The sequence below is a fragment of the Propionivibrio sp. genome, assembly GCF_047602565.1.
GTDB lineage: Bacteria > Pseudomonadota > Gammaproteobacteria > Burkholderiales > Rhodocyclaceae > Propionivibrio.
Window position 1 is genome coordinate 2,920,449 of record NZ_JASGGX010000001.1, and the last position, 17,659, is coordinate 2,938,107.

Consider the following 17,659-nt stretch of genomic DNA (forward strand, 5'->3'; position numbering starts at 1 on the left):
TATGCTAATCAGTATTGCATGGGATTCATGGGAAACTGAGCCATGGCCAGACGCAACCTCAACGATCTTTTGTCCTTCGTCACCATCGCGCGCGAAGGCAGCTTCACGCGCGCCGCGGCTCTGCTTGGCGTGACGCAGTCGGCGCTGAGCCAGGCGATCAACGGCCTGGAGGCGCGACTCCAGATTCGTTTGCTGACCCGCACCACGCGCAGCGTCTCGCCCACGGCGGCGGGCGAACGCCTGTTGAACGCCATCGGCCATCGTTTCGACGAGATCGAGGCGGAACTGGACGAGCTGACGGAGCTGCGCGACAAGCCCGCGGGGACGGTGCGCATCACCTGCGGAGATCACGTCTTGCGGACCACGCTGCTGCCCAGGCTCGCGCCCTTGCTGCAGGGATATCCCGACATCAAGATCGAATTCGATGTGAACTACGGTTTCCGCGACATCGTGGCGGATCGTTTCGATGCGGGCGTTCGGCTGGGCGACACCATCGACCGGGACATGATCGCCGTGCCCATCGGGCCGCAACTGCGCATGGCGGTAACCGCGTCGCCCGGGTATTTCGCCGCGCACCCCAAGCCCAGGAGTCCGCGGGATCTCATGAACCACAACTGCATCAACATGCGCATGCAGTCCGGCGGCGGGCTTTACATTTGGGACTTCCAGCGGCGGGGCCGGCAGTTGAACGTGCGCGTGGACGGGCAGCTCGTTTTCAACACGTCGCCCAACATCGTGGATGCGGCCCTGGCGGGACTGGGCGTCGCGTGGCTGCCCGAGGAGGAGTTCGCGCCGCACCTCGAGGACGGCCGCCTGGTGCGTGTGCTGGACGACTGGTGCGCTCCCTTTTCCGGGTACTACCTGTACTACCCCAGCCGCCGGCAGCCGTCGCCGGCTTTCTCGCTGGTTGTCGATGCGCTGCGCTACAGCGAGCCTGACTCGAGCAGGGGGCGGCCTGGCATTGCCCCCGGGAAAGCTGGATCAGGGCGGAAGACCTCCGCGCAATAAGCCGGTTGCGGCTTCAGTTACTTCTCCTTCCTGCACGGGCTTCCTGACGGCCGCGTGGATTTCTCTCCGTTTCCCGGCCACCCTCCCGCGAAGCCTGTCCGCCGGCGGGCCGGATGCTCAGGAATGCCGCCGCTGCGGACGCTGGAGATAGGCTCCCGCTTCAAAAAGCTGGCTTTCCGACGCTTCCAGTTTTTTTACCCCCATTGCGCCCGCCTCCACGACAAGGAGTTCGAGCAATGCCTCGGTCAGCGCCACGGCGGCGGCGACCGAGGGAAAGAACGACGGGCTGCCGGCGGCGAACAGCAGGGATTCATCCGCCCCCAGCGCCAGCGGAGATGCCTGGCTGTCGGTAAGCGCAATGACGCGGGCGCCCACGCGCTTCGCCGTCTCGACGACGAATGCCGCCTCCCTGGAATAGGGCGCGAAGCTGGCGACGACCACGGCATCCTTGGCCTCCACGAGGCGCAGCTGCATTTCGATGCCGCCGCCGTTGCCGTCGATGAGCTGCACGGAGTTGCGGAACAGCCGGTATCCGTACGCCAGGGAATAGGTAATGGGCAGGCTGGCGCGGAATCCAGCGACATGCACCGTCCTGGCGCGCGTCAATGCCGTCGCCACATCCTTCAATGCCGATGAACACTTCGCTTCCGTGGCATCGAGGTTTTCGTGCTGCGCGGCGAAAAATTCCCCGAGCAGCCGCGCATCGGCGCCGCGCATCGCCAGGTCCTTCGCGCGCTGGCCGTACTGCGCCGTCTGCAGGCCCATGTCCGCGGCGAACGCCACTTTCAGTTCGGGCCACCCCGAATAGCCGAACAGCCGGGCGAGACGCACGAAGGTGGCCGGCTGGATGCCGGAACGTTCCGCGATGCCGCGCATGGACAGCACCACCACTTCGTTGGGATGGTCGAGGACGAAGCGCGCCGCCTCCTGCATCCTGGGAGGCAGGGCGGTGAAGCGTGCCAGGATGGCGTCCTTGACGTTCATCGCGGCCTACTTCCCCGACCAGATGCGCTTGACGTCTTCTGGCGTCGCCAGCTCCCGTCCGACCGCCCTGGCGATGCCGGCGATCCGTTCCACGAGCGCCGCGTTGGTCGAGAGCACGCCTTTCGAGAAGTACACGTTGTCCTCGATGCCGACCCTGACGTGTCCGCCGAGGGCGATGGCGACCGTCGAACAGGGCGACGTGCTGCGGACCGATGACGGACACGCTCCACAGGGCGCTGGGCGGCAGGCTGTCCACCAGGAAGAACAGGTTCCTGGCCGTCGCGGGCAGCGAGCCCTTCACGCCGAGAACCAGATTGAACAGCAGCGGCGCCTCGATCAATCCTTTCTTCTGCAACTCGACGGCGTTGGCGATCATCGCGCAATCGAAGACCTCGATCTCCGGCTTGATCTTCCGTTCGAGCATGACCTGCGCCATGTATTCGACCAGCTTGGGCTCATTGGCGTTGACGCTGGCCGGGAAATTGGACGAGCCGGTGGCCAGGCTCGCCGACTCAGGGCCGAGGGCGAGCGCCTCGCAGCGCGCCTCGCCCGACTTGCCGCCGCGCGCGCCGGTCGAGATCTGCTTGACGATAGGACACCGCGCCGCATCGAGCTTGCCGACGATCTCGGCGAAATACCTGAGGTCCGTGGTCGGCTGCCCGGCTTCGTCCCGCGCGTGGATGTGGGCGACCGAAGCGCCCAGCGCGTGGCAGGCGATGACGTCCTGGGCGATCTCATCGGCGGTGATCGGAACGTGCGGCGTCATCGCCTTGGTCGGGACGTTCCCGGTCGGCGCCAGCGTGATGATCAGTTTTTCCACGATGCTGCTCCTCTCGATCGGATTACAACGTTTGTTTCTTTGACTTAGTATATACTACATTTGTTTCAAAATACCGGACTGGAGAGAACGCATGAGCAACATCATCCACCGTTCGCTGCTCTCGACCCCCGCGATCGCCGAGACAGCCCATGGAATGTATTTCACGGACAAGCAGGGGAACACCTTCCTGGACGCCTGCGGAGGCGCGGCGGTGTCGTGTCTCGGCCACGCGCACCCCGACGTGCTCGCGGCCATGCACGCGCAGATCGACAAGCTGGCCTATGCGCACACCAGCTTCTTCACCAACGAGCCTTCGGAGGAACTGGCGGATTTCCTGGCCAAGGCGGCGCCTCCGGGTCTCGACAAGGTGTATTTCGTCTCGGGCGGGTCCGAGGCGGTCGAAGGGGCGCTCAAGTTCGCCCGGCAATACTTCGTCGAAATCGGCCAGCCGGAGCGGACGGTCTTCGTGGCCCGGCGGCAGAGCTACCACGGAAACACGCTCGGCGCGCTCGCCGTCGGCGGCAACGAATGGAGAAGGAGGCAGTTCGCGCCGCTGCTGATCGACGTCGGGCGCGTCTCTCCCTGCTACGAGTACCGCGACCGGCGCGCCGACGAAAGCCGGGACCAATACACGCAACGCCTGCTGGCGGAACTGGATGCCAAGTTCCAGGAAATCGGCCCCGAAAAGGTCATCGCCTTCGTGGCCGAGACCGTCGTCGGCGCCACGGCCGGCGCGCTGACGCCGACGCCCGGCTACTTCAAGGGCGTGCGGGAGCTCTGCGACCGCTACGGCATCCTGTTCATCGCCGACGAAGTGATGTGCGGCATGGGGCGCACCGGAACGCTGTTCGCTATCGAGCAGGAGAACGTCGCCCCCGATCTGGTCACCATCGCCAAGGGCCTCGGCGGCGGTTACCAGCCGATCGGCGCGTTCATGGCGTCATCGAGGATGGTGGAGGCGATCCGCAGCGGCAGCGGGCTGTTCCAGCATGGGCACACCTACATCGGGCATCCCGTCGCCTGCGCCGCGGCCCTGGCGGTGCAGAAAACGATCGAGCGGGACGGCCTGCTCGCCGCCGTCCGCGAGAACGGCGCGTACTTCAAGGCTGGGCTCGACGAACGGCTCGGCGCCAGTCCCTTCGTCGGGGACGTTCGCGGCCGAGGACTGTTCCTCGGCGTCGAACTGGTCCGGGATCGCGCGGACAAGACGCCGTTCGATCCCTCGCTCAGGCTGCATGCCAGGGTGAAAGCGCAGGCGATGAAGAACGGGCTGATGGTCTATCCGATGGGCGGCACCATCGACGGCCGCCTGGGGGATCACGTGCTGCTGGCGCCGCCGTTCATCGCCACGAAGGAAGACCTCGACCGGATCGCCGATCTCCTGGCCGTTTCGATCGGGCAGGCGATCGAAGCGGCCATGGAAGGATGATCGTCCGGCCCGGCTAGTCCGGGCGTTTTCGCCCGCAAATCGATACACTCCCATCTCCGCCCGGTACGGACGGCGAGCCGTCCAGGTATCGGCCTACTTGATGGGTTTCTCCGTGATTCGTGACACTGCAATGCCCGGCGGGCGCCGGATCGACTCTCCGGCGCCCTGTCGCGGCCGCTTCGCGCCGTCGCCGACCGGGCCGCTGCATTTCGGTTCGCTGGTGGCGGCCGTCGGCAGCTATCTCGACGCCAGGGCCCGCGGCGGCGAGTGGCTGGTGCGCATCGAGGACATCGACGCGCCGCGCACGGTGCCCGGCGCCGCCGACGGCATCCTGCGCACGCTGGAGGGGTTCGGCTTCGAGTGGGACGGCGAGGTCGTCTTCCAGAGCCGGCGGCTCGACCTGTACCACGCGGCGCTGGTGCGCCTGCAGCTGGCCGGGCTGGCGTATCCGTGCTCCTGCTCGCGCAGCGAGATCGCGGCGTCGGCCACGCGCCGCTCGGTCGAACGGCGGCCTGCTCTATCCCGGCACCTGCCGCGCCGGCCTGCGCGTGGGCGCCGCGGCGCGCGCCTGGCGGCTGCGCGTGCCCGACCGCGAGTTCGTCTTCCGCGACCGCGTCCAGGGCGAAGCGCGCCAGAACCTCGAACGCGAGGTCGGCGATTTCGTCCTGCTGCGCGCCGACGGCCAGTATGCGTATCAGCTGGCGGTCGTGGTGGACGATGCCGATCAGGGCATCGATTCGGTCGTGCGCGGCGTCAACCTGCTCGATTCGACGGCACGCCAGATCTGGCTGCAGCACTGCCTCGGGCTGCCGGTGCCGAGCCATGCGCACCTGCCGGTAGCCGTTAACGCGACAGGGGAGAAACTGTCCAAGCAGACGCGTGCGCCGGCCGTCGATCCGGCGCAGGGCGTCGGCCTGCTGGCGCGCGTGCTGCGCTTCCTCGGCCAGCCGGTTCCCGGCGAGGCGGAGGGCATGGCGCTCGCCGAGTTCTGGCGCTGGGCCGTCGAGCGCTGGGACATTGCCCGGGTGCCGGCGGTGCGCGCCGTTTTCCCCGGCGACGCCTGATCAGTCGCGCAGCCGGTCGCAGGCGTAGGCCGCGAGCGGCAGGCAGGCGGTGAGGCCCGGCGATTCGATGCCGAACAGGTTGATCAGGCCGGCGATGCCATGTTCCGCCGGCCCCTGGATCGCGAAGTCGGCGTTCGGCGCGCCCGGACTGGCGATCTTGGGGCGGATGCCGCTGTACGCCGGCTGCAGGGAATCGTCCGGCAGGCCGGGCCAGTATTTGCGGACCTCCGCGTAGAAACGCTCGGCGCGGCGCGGGTCGACGCCGTAGTCGATGGTTTCGATCCATTCCACGTCCGGGCCGAAGCGCGCCTGTCCGCCGAGGTCGAGCGTGAGGTGGACGCCCAGCCCGCCCGCCTCCGGCACCGGGTAGATCAGCCGCGAGAACGGCGAGCGGCCGGCCAGCGCGTAGTAGTTGCCCTTGGCCAGCCAGGCGCGGGGCAGCCGCGCGGCCGGATAGCCGGGAACGGTCCGTGCCAGCGCGACAGCCGAGAGTCCGGCGGCGTTGATCACCGTGTCCGCGTCGAGCAGCAGGGTTTCCCCCGCGCTGTCGAGGGTCAGCCGGATGGCGCCGTCGCCGGCCCCGATCGCGCGGACTACCGTGTTCGGCGCGAACATCGCGCCGCGGCTTTCGGCGTCGCCGAGCAGCGCGAGCATCAGCGCGTGCGAGTCGACGATGCCGGTGGAAGGCGAGTGCAGCGCGGCGGCGCAGCGCAGTGCCGGCTCCATGCGCACGGCTTCCCCGGCGTCGAGCAGCCGCGTGTCGTCGACGCCGTTGCCGGCGGCCTGCTCCTGCAACGTGCGCAGGTAGTCGAGCTGCGCGTCGCTCGCGGCGACGATGAGCTTGCCGCAGCGCCGGTGCGCGATGCCGCGCTCGGCGCAGTACGCGTACAGCGCCCGGTTGCCTTCGACGCAGAGCCGGGCCTTCAGGCTGCCCGTAGGATAGTACAGGCCGGCATGGATGACTTCGCTGTTGCGCGAGCTGGTCTCCTGGCCGAACGTCTCGTGGCGCTCGACGATGATCGTCTCGACGCCGCGGCCGGCCAGTTCGCGCGCGCAGGCCAGTCCGACGACGCCGGCGCCGATCACCACGGCGCCCGTTTTCTCGATATTCACGATGTTCTCCGCTGGATCAGACCGGCAGGACGGTCGTGTCGACCACCCGGCGCAGGACGAAGCTGGATTGCACGCCGGTGACGCCCTGGATGCGCGTGATGCGGTTGAGCAGCAGTTCCTGGAAGGCGTCCATGTCCTTGACCACGACCTTGATCTGGTAGTCGGCGTCCTGCCCGGTGATCATCAGGCATTCGAGGACTTCGGGGTTATCGCGGATCTGCCGCTCGAAGTTGTCGAAGCGTTCCGGCGTGTGCATGTCCATCGAAATGTAGATCAGCGCCATCAGCGAATAGCCCAGCGCCTTGGCGTCGAGCAGCGCGCGGTAGCCCTTCACGATGCCGGCCTCCTCCAGCGCGCGCACGCGGCGCAGGCAGGGCGACGGCGACAGGCCGATGCGGTCGGCGAGGTCCTGATTGCTGATGCGCCCGTCCTTCTGGAGATGCTCCAGAATCTGCCGATCGTAGCGATCCAGTTCCATTAAATTGCCCTCGTTTCGTCAATGTGGGCATTTTATTGCCATTTCGTATTTGAAGATTTATTTTTATTCTAAAGTTCCTCGTTTCTTGGTCGAACAACGCAAACATCTGCCTCGCCTTCGCGCCTATCATTTCACCATTGCGACAGGCCCGTCGGCCAGACAAAGGAAAACACCATGATGTTGAAGAATCCCGCCGCCAAGTACACCGCTTTCCCGCCGGTCAGGCTCGCCGACCGCCAGTGGCCCGGCCGCACCATCACCGAGGCGCCGATGTGGATGAGCACCGACCTGCGCGACGGCAACCAGGCGCTGTTCGAGCCGATGAACGTCGAGCGCAAGATGCGCATGTTCAAGCGGCTCTGCGCGATCGGGGTGAAGGAGATCGAAGTGGCCTTCCCGTCGGCCTCGCAGACCGACTTCGATTTCGTGCGCAAGCTGATCGAGGAAAAACACATTCCCGACGACGTCACCATCGAAGTGCTGACCCAGGCCCGCGAGCATCTGATCCGCCGCACCTTCGAATCCCTGAAGGGTGCGCGCCGGGCCATCGTGCACGTCTACAACGCCACCAGCCCGACCTTCCGCGAGCACGTGTTCAACATGAGCAAGGCCGAGGTCGTGGCCATGGCCACCGACTCGGTGCGCCTCATCCGCGCGCTGGCCGAGGAAATCCCGGTAACCGAGATCATCCTCGAATACAGCCCCGAGCTGTTCACCGCCACCGAGCTCGACTTCGCCAAGGAAGTCTGCGACGCCGTCACCGCCACCTGGGGCGCCACGCCGGACCGCAAGGTCATCCTCAATCTGCCGACCACGGTCGAGATCGCCACGCCGAACGTGTACGCCGACCAGATCGAATGGATGCACCGGCATCTCGCCCGGCGCGACAGCGTGATCATCAGCCTGCACCCGCACAACGACCGCGGCACGGCGGTGGCCGCCGCCGAACTCGGCATGATGGCCGGCGCCGACCGCGTCGAGGGCTGCCTGTTCGGCAACGGCGAGCGCACCGGCAACGTCAACCTCGTCACGCTGGCGCTCAATCTCTACACCCAGGGCGTGCCGCCGAACCTCGACTTCTCCGACATCAACGCCGTGGCGCGCGACTACGAGCACTGCACCCAGCTGCCGATCCATCCGCGCCATCCGTACGTCGGCGACCTGGTGTTCACCGCCTTCTCCGGTTCGCACCAGGACGCGATCAAGAAAGGCTTCGCCCGCCAGCGTCCGGAAGAGTTGTGGAATCTGCCCTACCTGCCGATCGATCCGGCCGACCTCGGGCGCAGCTACGAATCGGTGATCCGCATCAACAGCCAGTCCGGCAAGGGCGGCATCGCCTACCTGCTGGAGAACGAATACGGCGTCGCCATGCCGCGCCGTCTGCAGGTCGAGTTCTCCGGCGTGGTGCAGCGCCACACCGACGAGCACGGCGGCGAGATGGAAGCGGCCGACATCTGGGCGCTGTTCTCGCAGACCTACCTGGAAAACGACCAGCCGTTCCGCTACGTCGGGCACCACCTGTTCGAGGAAGGCCAGGCGCAGGGCATCCGCCTGTCCGTGGAGAGGAACGGCGAGACCTACGTCCTCACCGGCAAGGGCAACGGCCCGATCGACGCCGCCGTGCATGCGTTCGGCACGCTCGGTGTCGCCGTGCAGGTGCGCAGCTACGAGGAAAAATCGATGGGCAAGGGCGAGGACGCCAAGGCCTGCGCGTTCATGGAGGTCATGCTGGCCGGCGGCGACCGGGAATGCTTCGGCGTCGGGATGGACGCCAACATCGTCACCGCGTCGATCCGCGCGCTGGTGAGCGGCGTCGATCGCCTGTCGGCGGGCGCGGCGGGCAAATAAGCCCCCGTCGTCACGCGCGAACGGGCCGCCGCGAGCGGCCCGTTCCTTTTTCCGGGCGCCTCGGGAAGCGCCACATTCGTTTCACGCCCGTTCCTTTTGTATTAGGGTTCGTAGATAATCAAAAATTGTGGTTTTTTATCTTTAGCCAGGGAGAAAAAGATGGGCCGGGGCGTGTTGCGTGCCGTTTTGTCGATGTCGGTGTTGTCGGGGATCGCGCTGCCCGCGGTGGCCGGCGAGCTGGTCATGGTGGGCGGGATTCCGCTGGATTTCATCCTGTTCGCGCTGACCCTGCTCGGCGTGGCCCTGTTCCACGGGCATACGCTGTACGTCGGGCTCGCCGGACTGGTGACGATCACTCTCTACAAGCTGCTGTTCACCGGCTTCAAGACGGGCGACGGCGTCGCCGGGCTGGTGGCGCACTTCGGCCACGAGTGGGTGATCCTGGTCAATCTCTTCTGCCTGCTGATGGGTTTCGCCATCCTCTCCCGCCATTTCGAAAAGAGCCACGTGCCGGTGATCCTGCCCAAGTACCTGCCCGAAGGCTGGAAAGGCGGCTTCGCCCTGCTGGTGATGGTCTTCGTCCTGTCGAGCTTCCTCGACAACATCGCCGCCGCGCTGATCGGCGGCGCCATGGCGCACCAGCTGTTCAAGGCGCGGGTGCATATCGGCTACCTCGCCGCCATCGTCGCCGCGTCGAACGCGGGCGGCTCGGGCTCGGTGGTCGGCGACACCACGACGACGATGATGTGGATCGACGGCATCAGCCCCATCGCCGTCTTCCACGCCTACGTCGCCGCCGGGGTGGCCCTGTGCATCACCGCGTACTTCGCCGCCAAACAGCAGCATGCCTACTCGCCGATCATCAAGGGGGCGCACGAGCACACCAAGGTCGATCAGGCGCGCGTCGGCATCGTGGTGCTGATCCTGCTGTTCGCCATCATCGCCAACGTGGTGGTGAACCTGCAGTTCAACGAACTGGCCGATCACTTCCCGTTCATCGGCGTCGCCGTCTGGCTGGCGATCCTCCTGTCCGTGCCGGTGCGCCGGCCGGACTGGGAAATCCTGCCGGAAACCTGCAAGGGCTCGATCTTCCTGCTCTCGCTGGTGACCTGCGCGTCGATGATGCCGGTCGAGCAGCTGCCGCCGGCCTCGGCGATGGCGGCGCTGAGCCTCGGCTTCGTCTCGGCGGTGTTCGACAACATCCCGCTCACCGCGCTGGCCCTGAAGCAGGGCGGCTACGACTGGGGCTTCCTCGCTTACGCCGTCGGCTTCGGCGGCTCGATGATCTGGTTCGGCTCGTCGGCGGGCGTGGCCCTGTCCAACATGTACCCGGAAGCCAAGTCGGTCGGCAACTGGCTGCGCCACGGCTGGCACGTCACCCTGGCCTACGTGGTCGGCTTCGCGGTGCTGTACTTCACGCTCGGCTGGCAGCCCACGGAACCGCACAAGTCGGCAATGTCCGACCCGGACCGGCCGGCGGCGGTCGCGGTGGAACAACGGAGCGGCATGGCCGCGCTATAAGGTGGCGGGCAGCCCGGAAAGCAAGACGCCACCTGCGCGGTGGCGTCTTCGTTTCGGGGATGCGGGAAGCGTCAGACCAGCCCGAGGCTTTCCTCGACGCCCAGGTGCACGTTCATCGCCTGCACGGCGGCGCCGGACGCGCCCTTGCCGAGGTTGTCGAGGCGGCCGACGACCAGCATGCGCTCGTCGTTGCCGAAGACGAACAGGTCGACGCGGTTGGTGTCGTTGTTCGCCTCGACGTCGAAGAACCCGCCGTCGGTGTTGGCGTCCAGGTCGACCGGCGCGACGCGGATGAAGGCTTCGCCGGCGTAGTAGTCGGCGAGGATCTGGCGCACGTCCGCGGGCGTCGCCCGGCGGGAGAACTGCCGCGGATGCAGGTAGGCCGTGACGGCCAGGCCCTTGTAGAACGGTCCGACGATCGGCTGGAAGATCGGCGCGACGGACAATCCGGTGTAGGCGCGTATTTCCGGCAGGTGCTTGTGGGTCAGGCCGAGCGCGTAGGGGCGCGGCGCGTCGACGCGCTGCGGACCGCGGTAGCTCTCGATCATCTTCTTGCCGCCGCCGGAGTAGCCGGTGATGGAGTTGGCGGCGATCTGCGTGTCCGTGGGCAGCAGGCCGTCGGCGACCAGCGGGCGCAGCGCCAGGATGAAGGCGGTGGCGTGGCAGCCGGGGTTGGCGATGCGCTTGCCGGCGCGGATCTTTTCACGCTGGTCCTTGGCCAGTTCGGGCAGGCCGAAGGTCCAGGCGGGATCGACGCGGTGCGCCGTCGAGGCGTCGATGACGCAGGTGCGCGGGTTGTCCACCAGCGCCACCGCCTCCCGCGCGGCGGCGTCCGGCAGGCACAGGAAGGTCACGTCGGAGGCGTTGATCAGGCGCTTCCTCTCGGCGGGGTCCTTGCGCTTTTCCGGATCGATGCGCAGCACCTCGATGTCGGCGCGCCGCGCGAGGTATTCGTTGATCTGCAGGCCGGTGGTGCCTTCCTGGCCGTCGACAAAGATTTTGTACGCCATGCGGAACCTTCGCTGGAGGGGTTGTACGGAGCGGCCATTATCCCACAGGGAGATGGCGGCACGACGGACGCGGCGGTCAGCCGGTGGGGCTGCCGGCGCTCGTATCGTCCAGCCGCGCCAGGCGGCGCTGGCGGGTCGCGATGTACACGCCGCTGGCGATGAGGATGGCGATGCCGCACAGCGACCAGCCGTCCGGGAAGTCGCCGAAGGCGATGAAGCCGATGAGCGCCACCCAGATCAGTTGCGAGTAGCTGAACGGCGCCAGGCGCGACGCGGGCGCGTGGTCGTAGGCCTTGATCAGGATCAGGTGCCCGAGCGCGCCGAGTAGGCCGATGGCGGCGAACAGGGCCGCGTGTTCCAGGCTTTGCGGCGGTGTCCACACGCCGGGGACGACGGGGGCGAACAGCACGGTGCCGACCAGTCCGGCGTAGAAGATCGAGGTGTAGGGGCTCTCCACGCCGGCCAGCCGCCGCGTGACGAGCTGGTAGGTGGCGAACGAGGTGGCGTTGGCGACCGGCAGCAGCGCGGCCCAGGTGAACACGCCGCTGCCCGGACGGATGATCACCAGCACGCCGATGAAGCCGCAGAAGACGGCGACCCAGCGCGCCGGCTCGACCTTTTCCTTGAGGAAGACGACCGACATCAGGGTGACCAGCAGGGGCGCCAGGTAGGCGATGGCCGTGGCTTCCGCGAGCGGCATGAATTTCAGGGCGGCGACGAAGAACAGCGAGCCGAGCAGCAGCAGCACGCCGCGCAGGATCTGGGTCCCCGGCCGCGTGGTGCGCACCAGCCGGCGCCCGTAGCGCGGCCCGAGCAGGGCGACGACGAGCAGCAGGTGGATGGAGAAGCGCGCCCAGACGATCAGCGGGATCGGATAGAAGCGCGTCAGATACTTGGCCGAGAGGTCGCCGACGGAGAAAAAGATCACCGCCGTCATGACCATCAGGATGCCGCGGGAAACGTCGGCGTGGACGGTGGACGTGGTACTGCTCATGGCGATTGGACGATGGGGGCGGGTGGGAAAGGGGCCGGGTCGACGCGCGGCGGAAGCGCGCGCAAACGCTATTTTATTCCGGTTTCAAATCGAGACGGCGGGTGCAGTGAGAGCTTTTTAACCACGGCGACACGGCGGGCACGGCGAGAGGCAAGAATGTTTTAACCACAACGGACACGACGGGCACAACGCAAAACAAGAAACAAGATTTTTGCTTTTCGCCGTGCCCGCCGTGTCGCCGTGGTCAATTCAAGATTTTGTCTTTCGTCGTGCCCGTCGTGTTCGTTGTGGTTAACAACGTTCTTTTTCAAAACCCGGAGTATCCTCGCTGCCAATCGCGGAAGATACCGCCTGCCCAGGAGGACCATGAAGGAAATCGTCGTCGTCACCCCTTTCAGTTCCATGGCGGAGGTCACGCGCCGCGTCATCGCCGAGAACGGCTACGTCAACGTCAACCTGCTGGAGGCCGAGCCGGGCAACGTGCTCCAGCGCGCGCGGCAGGCCGTTGACGGCGGCGCCAAGGTGATCGTCTCGCGCGGCGGCTTCTACGAGCTGATCCGGTCCGAGTTCGACATTCCCGCGGTCGAGGTCAAGGTCACCGCCTTCGACCTGATCGACGCCTTCAGCAAGGCCAGGGACGGCGGCTGCGCGGAGCCGGTCGGCGTCGTCGGCTTCGGTAACGTGATCTACGGTGCGGACATCATCGCCCGGGTCATGAACCTGCCGGCGGTCTGCTGCGAGATCACCAAGAACAGCGACGTCGTGGCCGAGGTCGAGCGGCTGCTCGGCCTGGGCATCCGCACCTTCGTCGGCGACAACAACGCCAAGATGGCGGCGTCCCGCGCCAACTGCTGGGCCTATCTCGTCCATTCGGGCAGCCAGGCCATGCAGATCGCTATCCAGCAGGCCAAGGACATCCTCTATGCCTCCCGCCTGCAGAAGGAAAAGGCGCAGCAGTTCGCCACGATCATCGATTTCGTGCGTGACGGCATCATCGCCATCGACCGGCAGGGCAGCGTCACGGTGTTCAACCGCGCGTCGGAAAAGATCACCGGCTTCGGCCGGCAGGACGCGATGGGCCGGCGGATCACCGAGATCATCGCGGAGACCCGCCTGTTGAGCGTGCTCGAAAGCGAGCAGCCGGTGATCGGCGACATCCAGACGCTGGAGAACGGCACGGTGGTCGCCACCAACCGCATCCCCGTGGTGGTCGACGGGGAGGTGCGCGGCGCCGTGGCGACGTACCAGGACATCACCGACGTGCAGCGGCTCGAACAGAAGATCCGCATCAAGCTGGCCGAGCGCGGCTTCGTCGCCCAGTACGGTTTCGCCGACATCATCCACCGCAGCGAGGCGATGGCCGAATGCATCCGGGCCGCGCAGAAATTCGCCCGCTACGACACCTCGGTGCTGATCTTCGGTCCCTCCGGCGTCGGCAAGGAGCTGTTCGCGCAGGGCATCCACAGCGGCAGCGGGCGCCGGAACGCGCCCTTCGTGGCGATCAACTGCGCCGCCCTGCCGGAAACGCTGATCGAGAGCGAGTTGTTCGGCTACGCGGAAGGCTCCTTCACCGGCGCGGTGCGCAAGGGCAAGGCCGGGCTGTTCGAGATGGCGCACGGCGGGACGATCTTCCTCGACGAGATCAGCGAACTGCCGCTGCTGCTGCAGGGGCGCCTGCTACGCGTGCTGCAGGAAAGGCAGGTCATGCGCCTCGGCGACAACAAGCTGATCCCGGTGGACGTGCGCATCGTCTGCGCCACCAACCGCGACCTGCGCGGGCTGGTCGACTCCGGCCAGTTCCGCGGCGACCTCTACTTCCGCATCGCCATCCTCAGCCTCTACGTTCCCCCGCTCAACGACCGCGTCGAGGATGTCGAGCTGCTGAGCGACCACTTCCTCAAAGAATTCTCGGGCCGCTACCGCAAGGGGCCGATGCGCTTCAGCCCGGAGGCCATCGACTATCTCTGCCGCTACGACTTCAAGGGCAACGTGCGCGAACTGCGCGGCATGGTCGAGCGCGCCGTGGTCGTCGCCGAGGAAAGCGCCATCGGCATCGCCGACCTGGAAGGCATGCCGCGCCTCGCCGGCCAGCCGTCCGATGCCGGCGACTCCGCCGAGCGCCTGTTCCGGGAGGACATGACGCTCAAGGACATGGAGGAGGCGTACATCGGCCACGTCTTCCGGAAAACCGGCGGCTCGATCAAGGCGTCGAGCGCCATCCTCGGCGTGGGGCGGACGACCCTGTGGCGCAAGGTGCGCGGCAAGGCGGAGCTGCGCGGGCGGCGGGAGGCCGAGGACGAGGCCTGAGGCGTGCCGGCGCCAATGTTCCGAAATGAAACACCGGTGTTTCTTTCTGAAATTTGACCGGCCGCTCCGCCGGCCCGGCGCGCCCGGCGAGACGGTTCCGGATAAAAAATGAAAACAAGAGGTTAGAGCCGTTTCCGGGCGGCTGGCCCGGATATTGCCATAAGCCTTCCATCGCCGCGGCGGCAGCGCCTGCCGCCGCCAGACCAACTACAAGGGGGACACGTGGACGCATGCGCACGGGCGCCGAAATTTTCGGCCAATCTATCGATTCTTTTCCAGGAAGTGCCGTTTCTCGAACGCTTCGGCGCGGCGGCCAGGGCCGGATTCAAGGCCGTCGAGTTCATGTTTCCCTACGAGTACGCCGTCGCGGACCTGCGCAAGGCGCTGTCGGACAATGGCCTGCAACTGGTGCTGATCAACCTGCCGGCCGGCAATTTCGCGGCGGGCGAGCGCGGCATCGCGGTGAACCCGGCGCGCCGTGAGGAATTCCGGGAGGGCGTGGCGCGGGCGATCGAGTACGCAAAGGCGCTCGGCGTGCCGCAGATCAACTGCCTGGTCGGCCGCACGCTGCCCGACGTTCCCGCCGCCGAGCAGCGGCAGGCGCTGGTCGAAAATCTGCGCTTCGCCGCCGAACGCCTCGCCGAAGCGGGCATCCGCCTGCTCGTCGAGCATCTCAACTCGCGCGACGTGCCGGGCTTCGCGCTGGACACCACGGCCAAGGTGCTCGACGTGCTCGCCGAGGTTGACCATCCGAACGCCTGGCTGCAATACGACATGTACCACGCGCAGCGCATGGAGGGCGAGCTGGCGGGCACCCTGCGCGCCCACCTGCCGCGCATCGCGCACATCCAGATCGCCGACAACCCCGGCCGCCACCAGCCGGGCACCGGCGAGATCAACTACCGCTGGCTGCTCGCCGAGATCGTCGCTGCCGGCTACTCGGGCCACATCGGCCTGGAATACGTCCCGACGCCGGACAGCGCGGGCTCGCTCGGCTGGGTGGGCGAGTTCGGTTATTCCCTGTAACCCATGCATTCAGGAGAACGTATGAGCAAGAAGATCGGTTTCATCGGCCTGGGCATCATGGGCAAGCCCATGAGCAAGAACCTGCTCAAGGCGGGTTACGACCTGACCGTCTGCGACATCAACGCCGCCGCCGTGGCCGAGGTCGTCGCGCTCGGCGCAAAAGCGGCGGCCACGCCCGCGGCAGTGGCCGCGCAGACCGAGATCGTGATCACCATGCTGCCGAACTCGCCGCAGGTCAAAACCGTGGCGCTCGGCGCGGGCGGCATCGCCGAGGGCGCGCGTCCCGGCACCATCGTGATCGACATGAGTTCGATCGCCCCGCTGGCGGCGCAGGAAGTCGCCAAGGCGCTGGCCGAGAAGGGCGTGCGGATGATCGACGCGCCGGTCAGCGGCGGCGAGCCCAAGGCCATCGACGCCACGCTGTCGATCATGGTCGGCGGCGATCCGGCCGTGTTCGAGGAATGCCTGCCGATCCTCAAGTGCATGGGCGCGTCCGCCGTGCGCGTCGGCGACGTCGGCGCCGGCAACGTGACCAAGCTGGCCAACCAGGTCGTCGTAGCGCTCAATATCGCCGCGCTGTCCGAGGCGATGACGCTCGCCACCAAGGCCGGCGTCGATCCGGAGCTGGTCTTCAACGCCATCAAGGGCGGCCTGGCCGGCAGCACGGTGATGAACGCCAAGGCGCCGCTGATCCTGGAGCGCAAGTTCGCGCCGGGATTCCGCATCGGCCTGCACATCAAGGACCTCGACAACGCGCTGGACACGGCGCACGAGGTCGGCGCGCCGCTGCCGCTGACGGCCGGCGTGATGGAAATCCTGCAGGCGCTCAAGGTGGACGGCTGCGCCGGGGACGACCACGGCGCCATCGTCAAGTACTACGAAAAGCTGGCTCAGGTCGAGGTGCGCAGGCAGGCATGATCCGGCAGTCCCGAGTAGTTCGCTGTTCCAGGAAGCACCACAACCAATAACGAGGAGGCTCAAAAATGCATCGTTCCATTACCAGAAAACTGCTTGTCTCGACGCTCGGCGCGGCGGTGTTCGCCACTTTCGCAGCCTTGCCGACGGCCGCCTCGGCGGCGACCACGCTGCGCTTCGGCCACGTGCACGTCAATGGTGAACTGGCGGCCGAGCTCGAACAGGAGTTCGCCGACCGCGTCACCCAGCGCACCAAGGGCGAGGTGACCGTCAAGGTCTTTCCGGGCGAGCAGCTCGGCAAGGAAGTCGACCTGATCCAGCAGGTCAAGTCCGGCGCGCTCGACATCACCACGCCGTCGATGGCCGCGCTGTCGAACCTGGTGCCGGCGCTCGAGATCGCCAGCGCGCCCTTTCTCTGGAACGACTGGACGCAGGCGGAAAACATCATCCGCGGCCCGGCCTTCCAGCCGATCTTCGACGAACTGCGCGACAAGCACAACGTGCTGATGCTGTCCAAGATCTGGTACTGGGGCTGGCGCAACCTGACCACCGGCACCAAGGCGGTGAACAAGCCGGAAGACATGGCGGGCCTGAAGATCCGCGTGCCGGAATCGCCCGTGTGGGTGGAGATGATCCGCGCCATGGGCGCCGCGCCGACGCCGGTGCCGTTCGGCGAGGTCTACACCGCGCTGCAGCAGAAGCTGGTCGACGGCCAGGAAAACCCGATTCCGACGATCTACGCGCGCAAGTTCTACGAAGTGCAGGGCAACCTGTCGATGACCAAGCACATGCTGCAGAACAACGTGTGGATCATCAACAAGCGCTCGCTGGAAAAACTCTCGCCTGAAATGCAGAAGGTGCTGCTTGAGGAAGCCGCGGCGGTCTCGGAAAAGAACACGAAGCTGCAGCAGGAGCAGGAAACCAAGATGCTCGAGGACATCCGCAAGGCCGGCAAGACGGCCGTCGTCGACAAGCCCGACCGCGCGGCGTTCGCCGCGAAGATGGGGCCGGCCTACAAGAACCTGGAGGCGCGCTGGGGTTCCGCCAACCTGCAGCGGGTTAAGGCGGCCATCGAATCCGCCAAGTAATCCGTCCGTCCGCATGCCCCGCGGCGCATCCCGGCGGTCACGCTGCACCGCCGG

The 17,659-nt window shown here is 66.7% G+C and carries 15 protein-coding genes and 2 pseudogenes; 10 read left to right on the forward strand and 7 right to left on the reverse strand.

Annotated features, from left to right (window positions below; all coding sequences use genetic code 11):
• Positions 1-42 precede the first annotated feature (42 nt).
• A complete protein-coding gene (locus tag QM701_RS13710) occupies positions 43-1,008 on the forward strand; it encodes a LysR family transcriptional regulator (protein WP_415167606.1) in 966 nt (321 codons plus the stop codon).
• A gap of 117 nt (positions 1,009-1,125) precedes the next feature.
• Here the strand turns inward: QM701_RS13710 and QM701_RS13715 are convergent, their stop codons facing one another.
• The 3 genes and pseudogenes from QM701_RS13715 to QM701_RS13725 all read right to left on the reverse strand — a co-directional run.
• Positions 1,126-1,992, reverse strand: a complete 867-nt coding sequence (locus QM701_RS13715) for a MurR/RpiR family transcriptional regulator (RefSeq protein WP_415167607.1) — start codon at positions 1,990-1,992, stop codon at positions 1,126-1,128.
• A gap of 6 nt (positions 1,993-1,998) precedes the next feature.
• Positions 1,999-2,169, reverse strand: coding sequence for a 3-keto-5-aminohexanoate cleavage protein (locus tag QM701_RS13720; protein ID WP_415169396.1), 171 nt, complete (start codon positions 2,167-2,169; stop codon positions 1,999-2,001).
• A gap of 73 nt (positions 2,170-2,242) precedes the next feature.
• A pseudogene (locus QM701_RS13725) lies at positions 2,243-2,758 on the reverse strand (3-keto-5-aminohexanoate cleavage protein); the annotation flags it as partial.
• A 145-nt stretch (positions 2,759-2,903) separates the two neighbouring features.
• On the opposite strand from QM701_RS13725, the gene QM701_RS13730 reads away from it, so the two are divergent.
• The 3 genes and pseudogenes from QM701_RS13730 to QM701_RS13740 all read left to right on the forward strand — a co-directional run bounded on the left by QM701_RS13730 (position 2,904) and on the right by QM701_RS13740 (position 5,305).
• Positions 2,904-4,241 carry an aspartate aminotransferase family protein gene (locus tag QM701_RS13730; RefSeq protein ID WP_415167608.1) on the forward strand — a complete coding sequence of 446 codons (1,338 nt, stop codon included), beginning with the start codon at positions 2,904-2,906 and terminating at the stop codon, positions 4,239-4,241.
• 130 nt (positions 4,242-4,371) lie between these two features.
• Positions 4,372-4,674 (forward strand): annotated as a pseudogene (locus tag QM701_RS13735) (glutamate--tRNA ligase family protein); the annotation flags it as partial.
• Between the two features lie 115 nt (positions 4,675-4,789).
• Positions 4,790-5,305: a glutamate--tRNA ligase family protein gene (locus QM701_RS13740; protein WP_415167609.1), complete on the forward strand. Its 516-nt coding sequence runs from the start codon at positions 4,790-4,792 to the stop codon at positions 5,303-5,305.
• On the opposite strand, the gene QM701_RS13745 is transcribed toward QM701_RS13740, so the two are convergent.
• Together QM701_RS13745 and QM701_RS13750 are read right to left on the reverse strand one after the other, a co-directional pair.
• Positions 5,306-6,418, reverse strand: a complete 1,113-nt coding sequence (locus tag QM701_RS13745) for an NAD(P)/FAD-dependent oxidoreductase (RefSeq protein WP_415167610.1) — start codon at positions 6,416-6,418, stop codon at positions 5,306-5,308.
• 16 nt (positions 6,419-6,434) lie between these two features.
• The gene (locus QM701_RS13750; protein ID WP_415167611.1) at positions 6,435-6,896 is read right to left on the reverse strand and encodes an Lrp/AsnC family transcriptional regulator; all 462 of its coding nucleotides are present in this window, start codon (positions 6,894-6,896) and stop codon (positions 6,435-6,437) included.
• Between the two features lie 174 nt (positions 6,897-7,070).
• On the opposite strand from QM701_RS13750, the gene leuA reads away from it, so the two are divergent.
• Positions 7,071-8,744, forward strand: coding sequence for a 2-isopropylmalate synthase (gene leuA / locus QM701_RS13755; RefSeq protein WP_415167612.1), 1,674 nt, complete (start codon positions 7,071-7,073; stop codon positions 8,742-8,744).
• A gap of 159 nt (positions 8,745-8,903) precedes the next feature.
• Complete coding sequence (locus tag QM701_RS13760) at positions 8,904-10,265, forward strand: citrate transporter (RefSeq protein WP_415167613.1); 1,362 nt, start codon at positions 8,904-8,906, stop codon at positions 10,263-10,265.
• 71 nt (positions 10,266-10,336) lie between these two features.
• Here QM701_RS13760 and argC read toward each other — a convergent pair whose 3' ends face one another.
• Together argC and QM701_RS13770 are read right to left on the reverse strand one after the other, a co-directional pair.
• A complete protein-coding gene (argC, locus tag QM701_RS13765; protein WP_415167614.1) occupies positions 10,337-11,275 on the reverse strand; it encodes an N-acetyl-gamma-glutamyl-phosphate reductase in 939 nt (312 codons plus the stop codon).
• A gap of 76 nt (positions 11,276-11,351) precedes the next feature.
• The gene (locus tag QM701_RS13770; protein WP_415167615.1) at positions 11,352-12,269 is read right to left on the reverse strand and encodes a DMT family transporter; all 918 of its coding nucleotides are present in this window, start codon (positions 12,267-12,269) and stop codon (positions 11,352-11,354) included.
• A 366-nt stretch (positions 12,270-12,635) separates the two neighbouring features.
• On the opposite strand from QM701_RS13770, the gene QM701_RS13775 reads away from it, so the two are divergent.
• From QM701_RS13775 to QM701_RS13790, 4 genes are all read left to right on the forward strand, one after another.
• Entirely contained in the window at positions 12,636-14,576 is a 1,941-nt protein-coding gene (locus tag QM701_RS13775) for a sigma 54-interacting transcriptional regulator (protein ID WP_415167616.1), read from the forward strand.
• 222 nt (positions 14,577-14,798) lie between these two features.
• Positions 14,799-15,602 (forward strand): hydroxypyruvate isomerase, encoded by an 804-nt coding sequence (hyi, locus tag QM701_RS13780; protein WP_415167617.1) that lies wholly within the window; start codon positions 14,799-14,801, stop codon positions 15,600-15,602.
• Between the two features lie 21 nt (positions 15,603-15,623).
• A complete protein-coding gene (garR, locus tag QM701_RS13785) occupies positions 15,624-16,520 on the forward strand; it encodes a 2-hydroxy-3-oxopropionate reductase (RefSeq protein ID WP_415167618.1) in 897 nt (298 codons plus the stop codon).
• Between the two features lie 65 nt (positions 16,521-16,585).
• Positions 16,586-17,605: a TRAP transporter substrate-binding protein gene (locus QM701_RS13790; RefSeq protein ID WP_415167619.1), complete on the forward strand. Its 1,020-nt coding sequence runs from the start codon at positions 16,586-16,588 to the stop codon at positions 17,603-17,605.
• Positions 17,606-17,659: the final 54 nt, after the last annotated feature.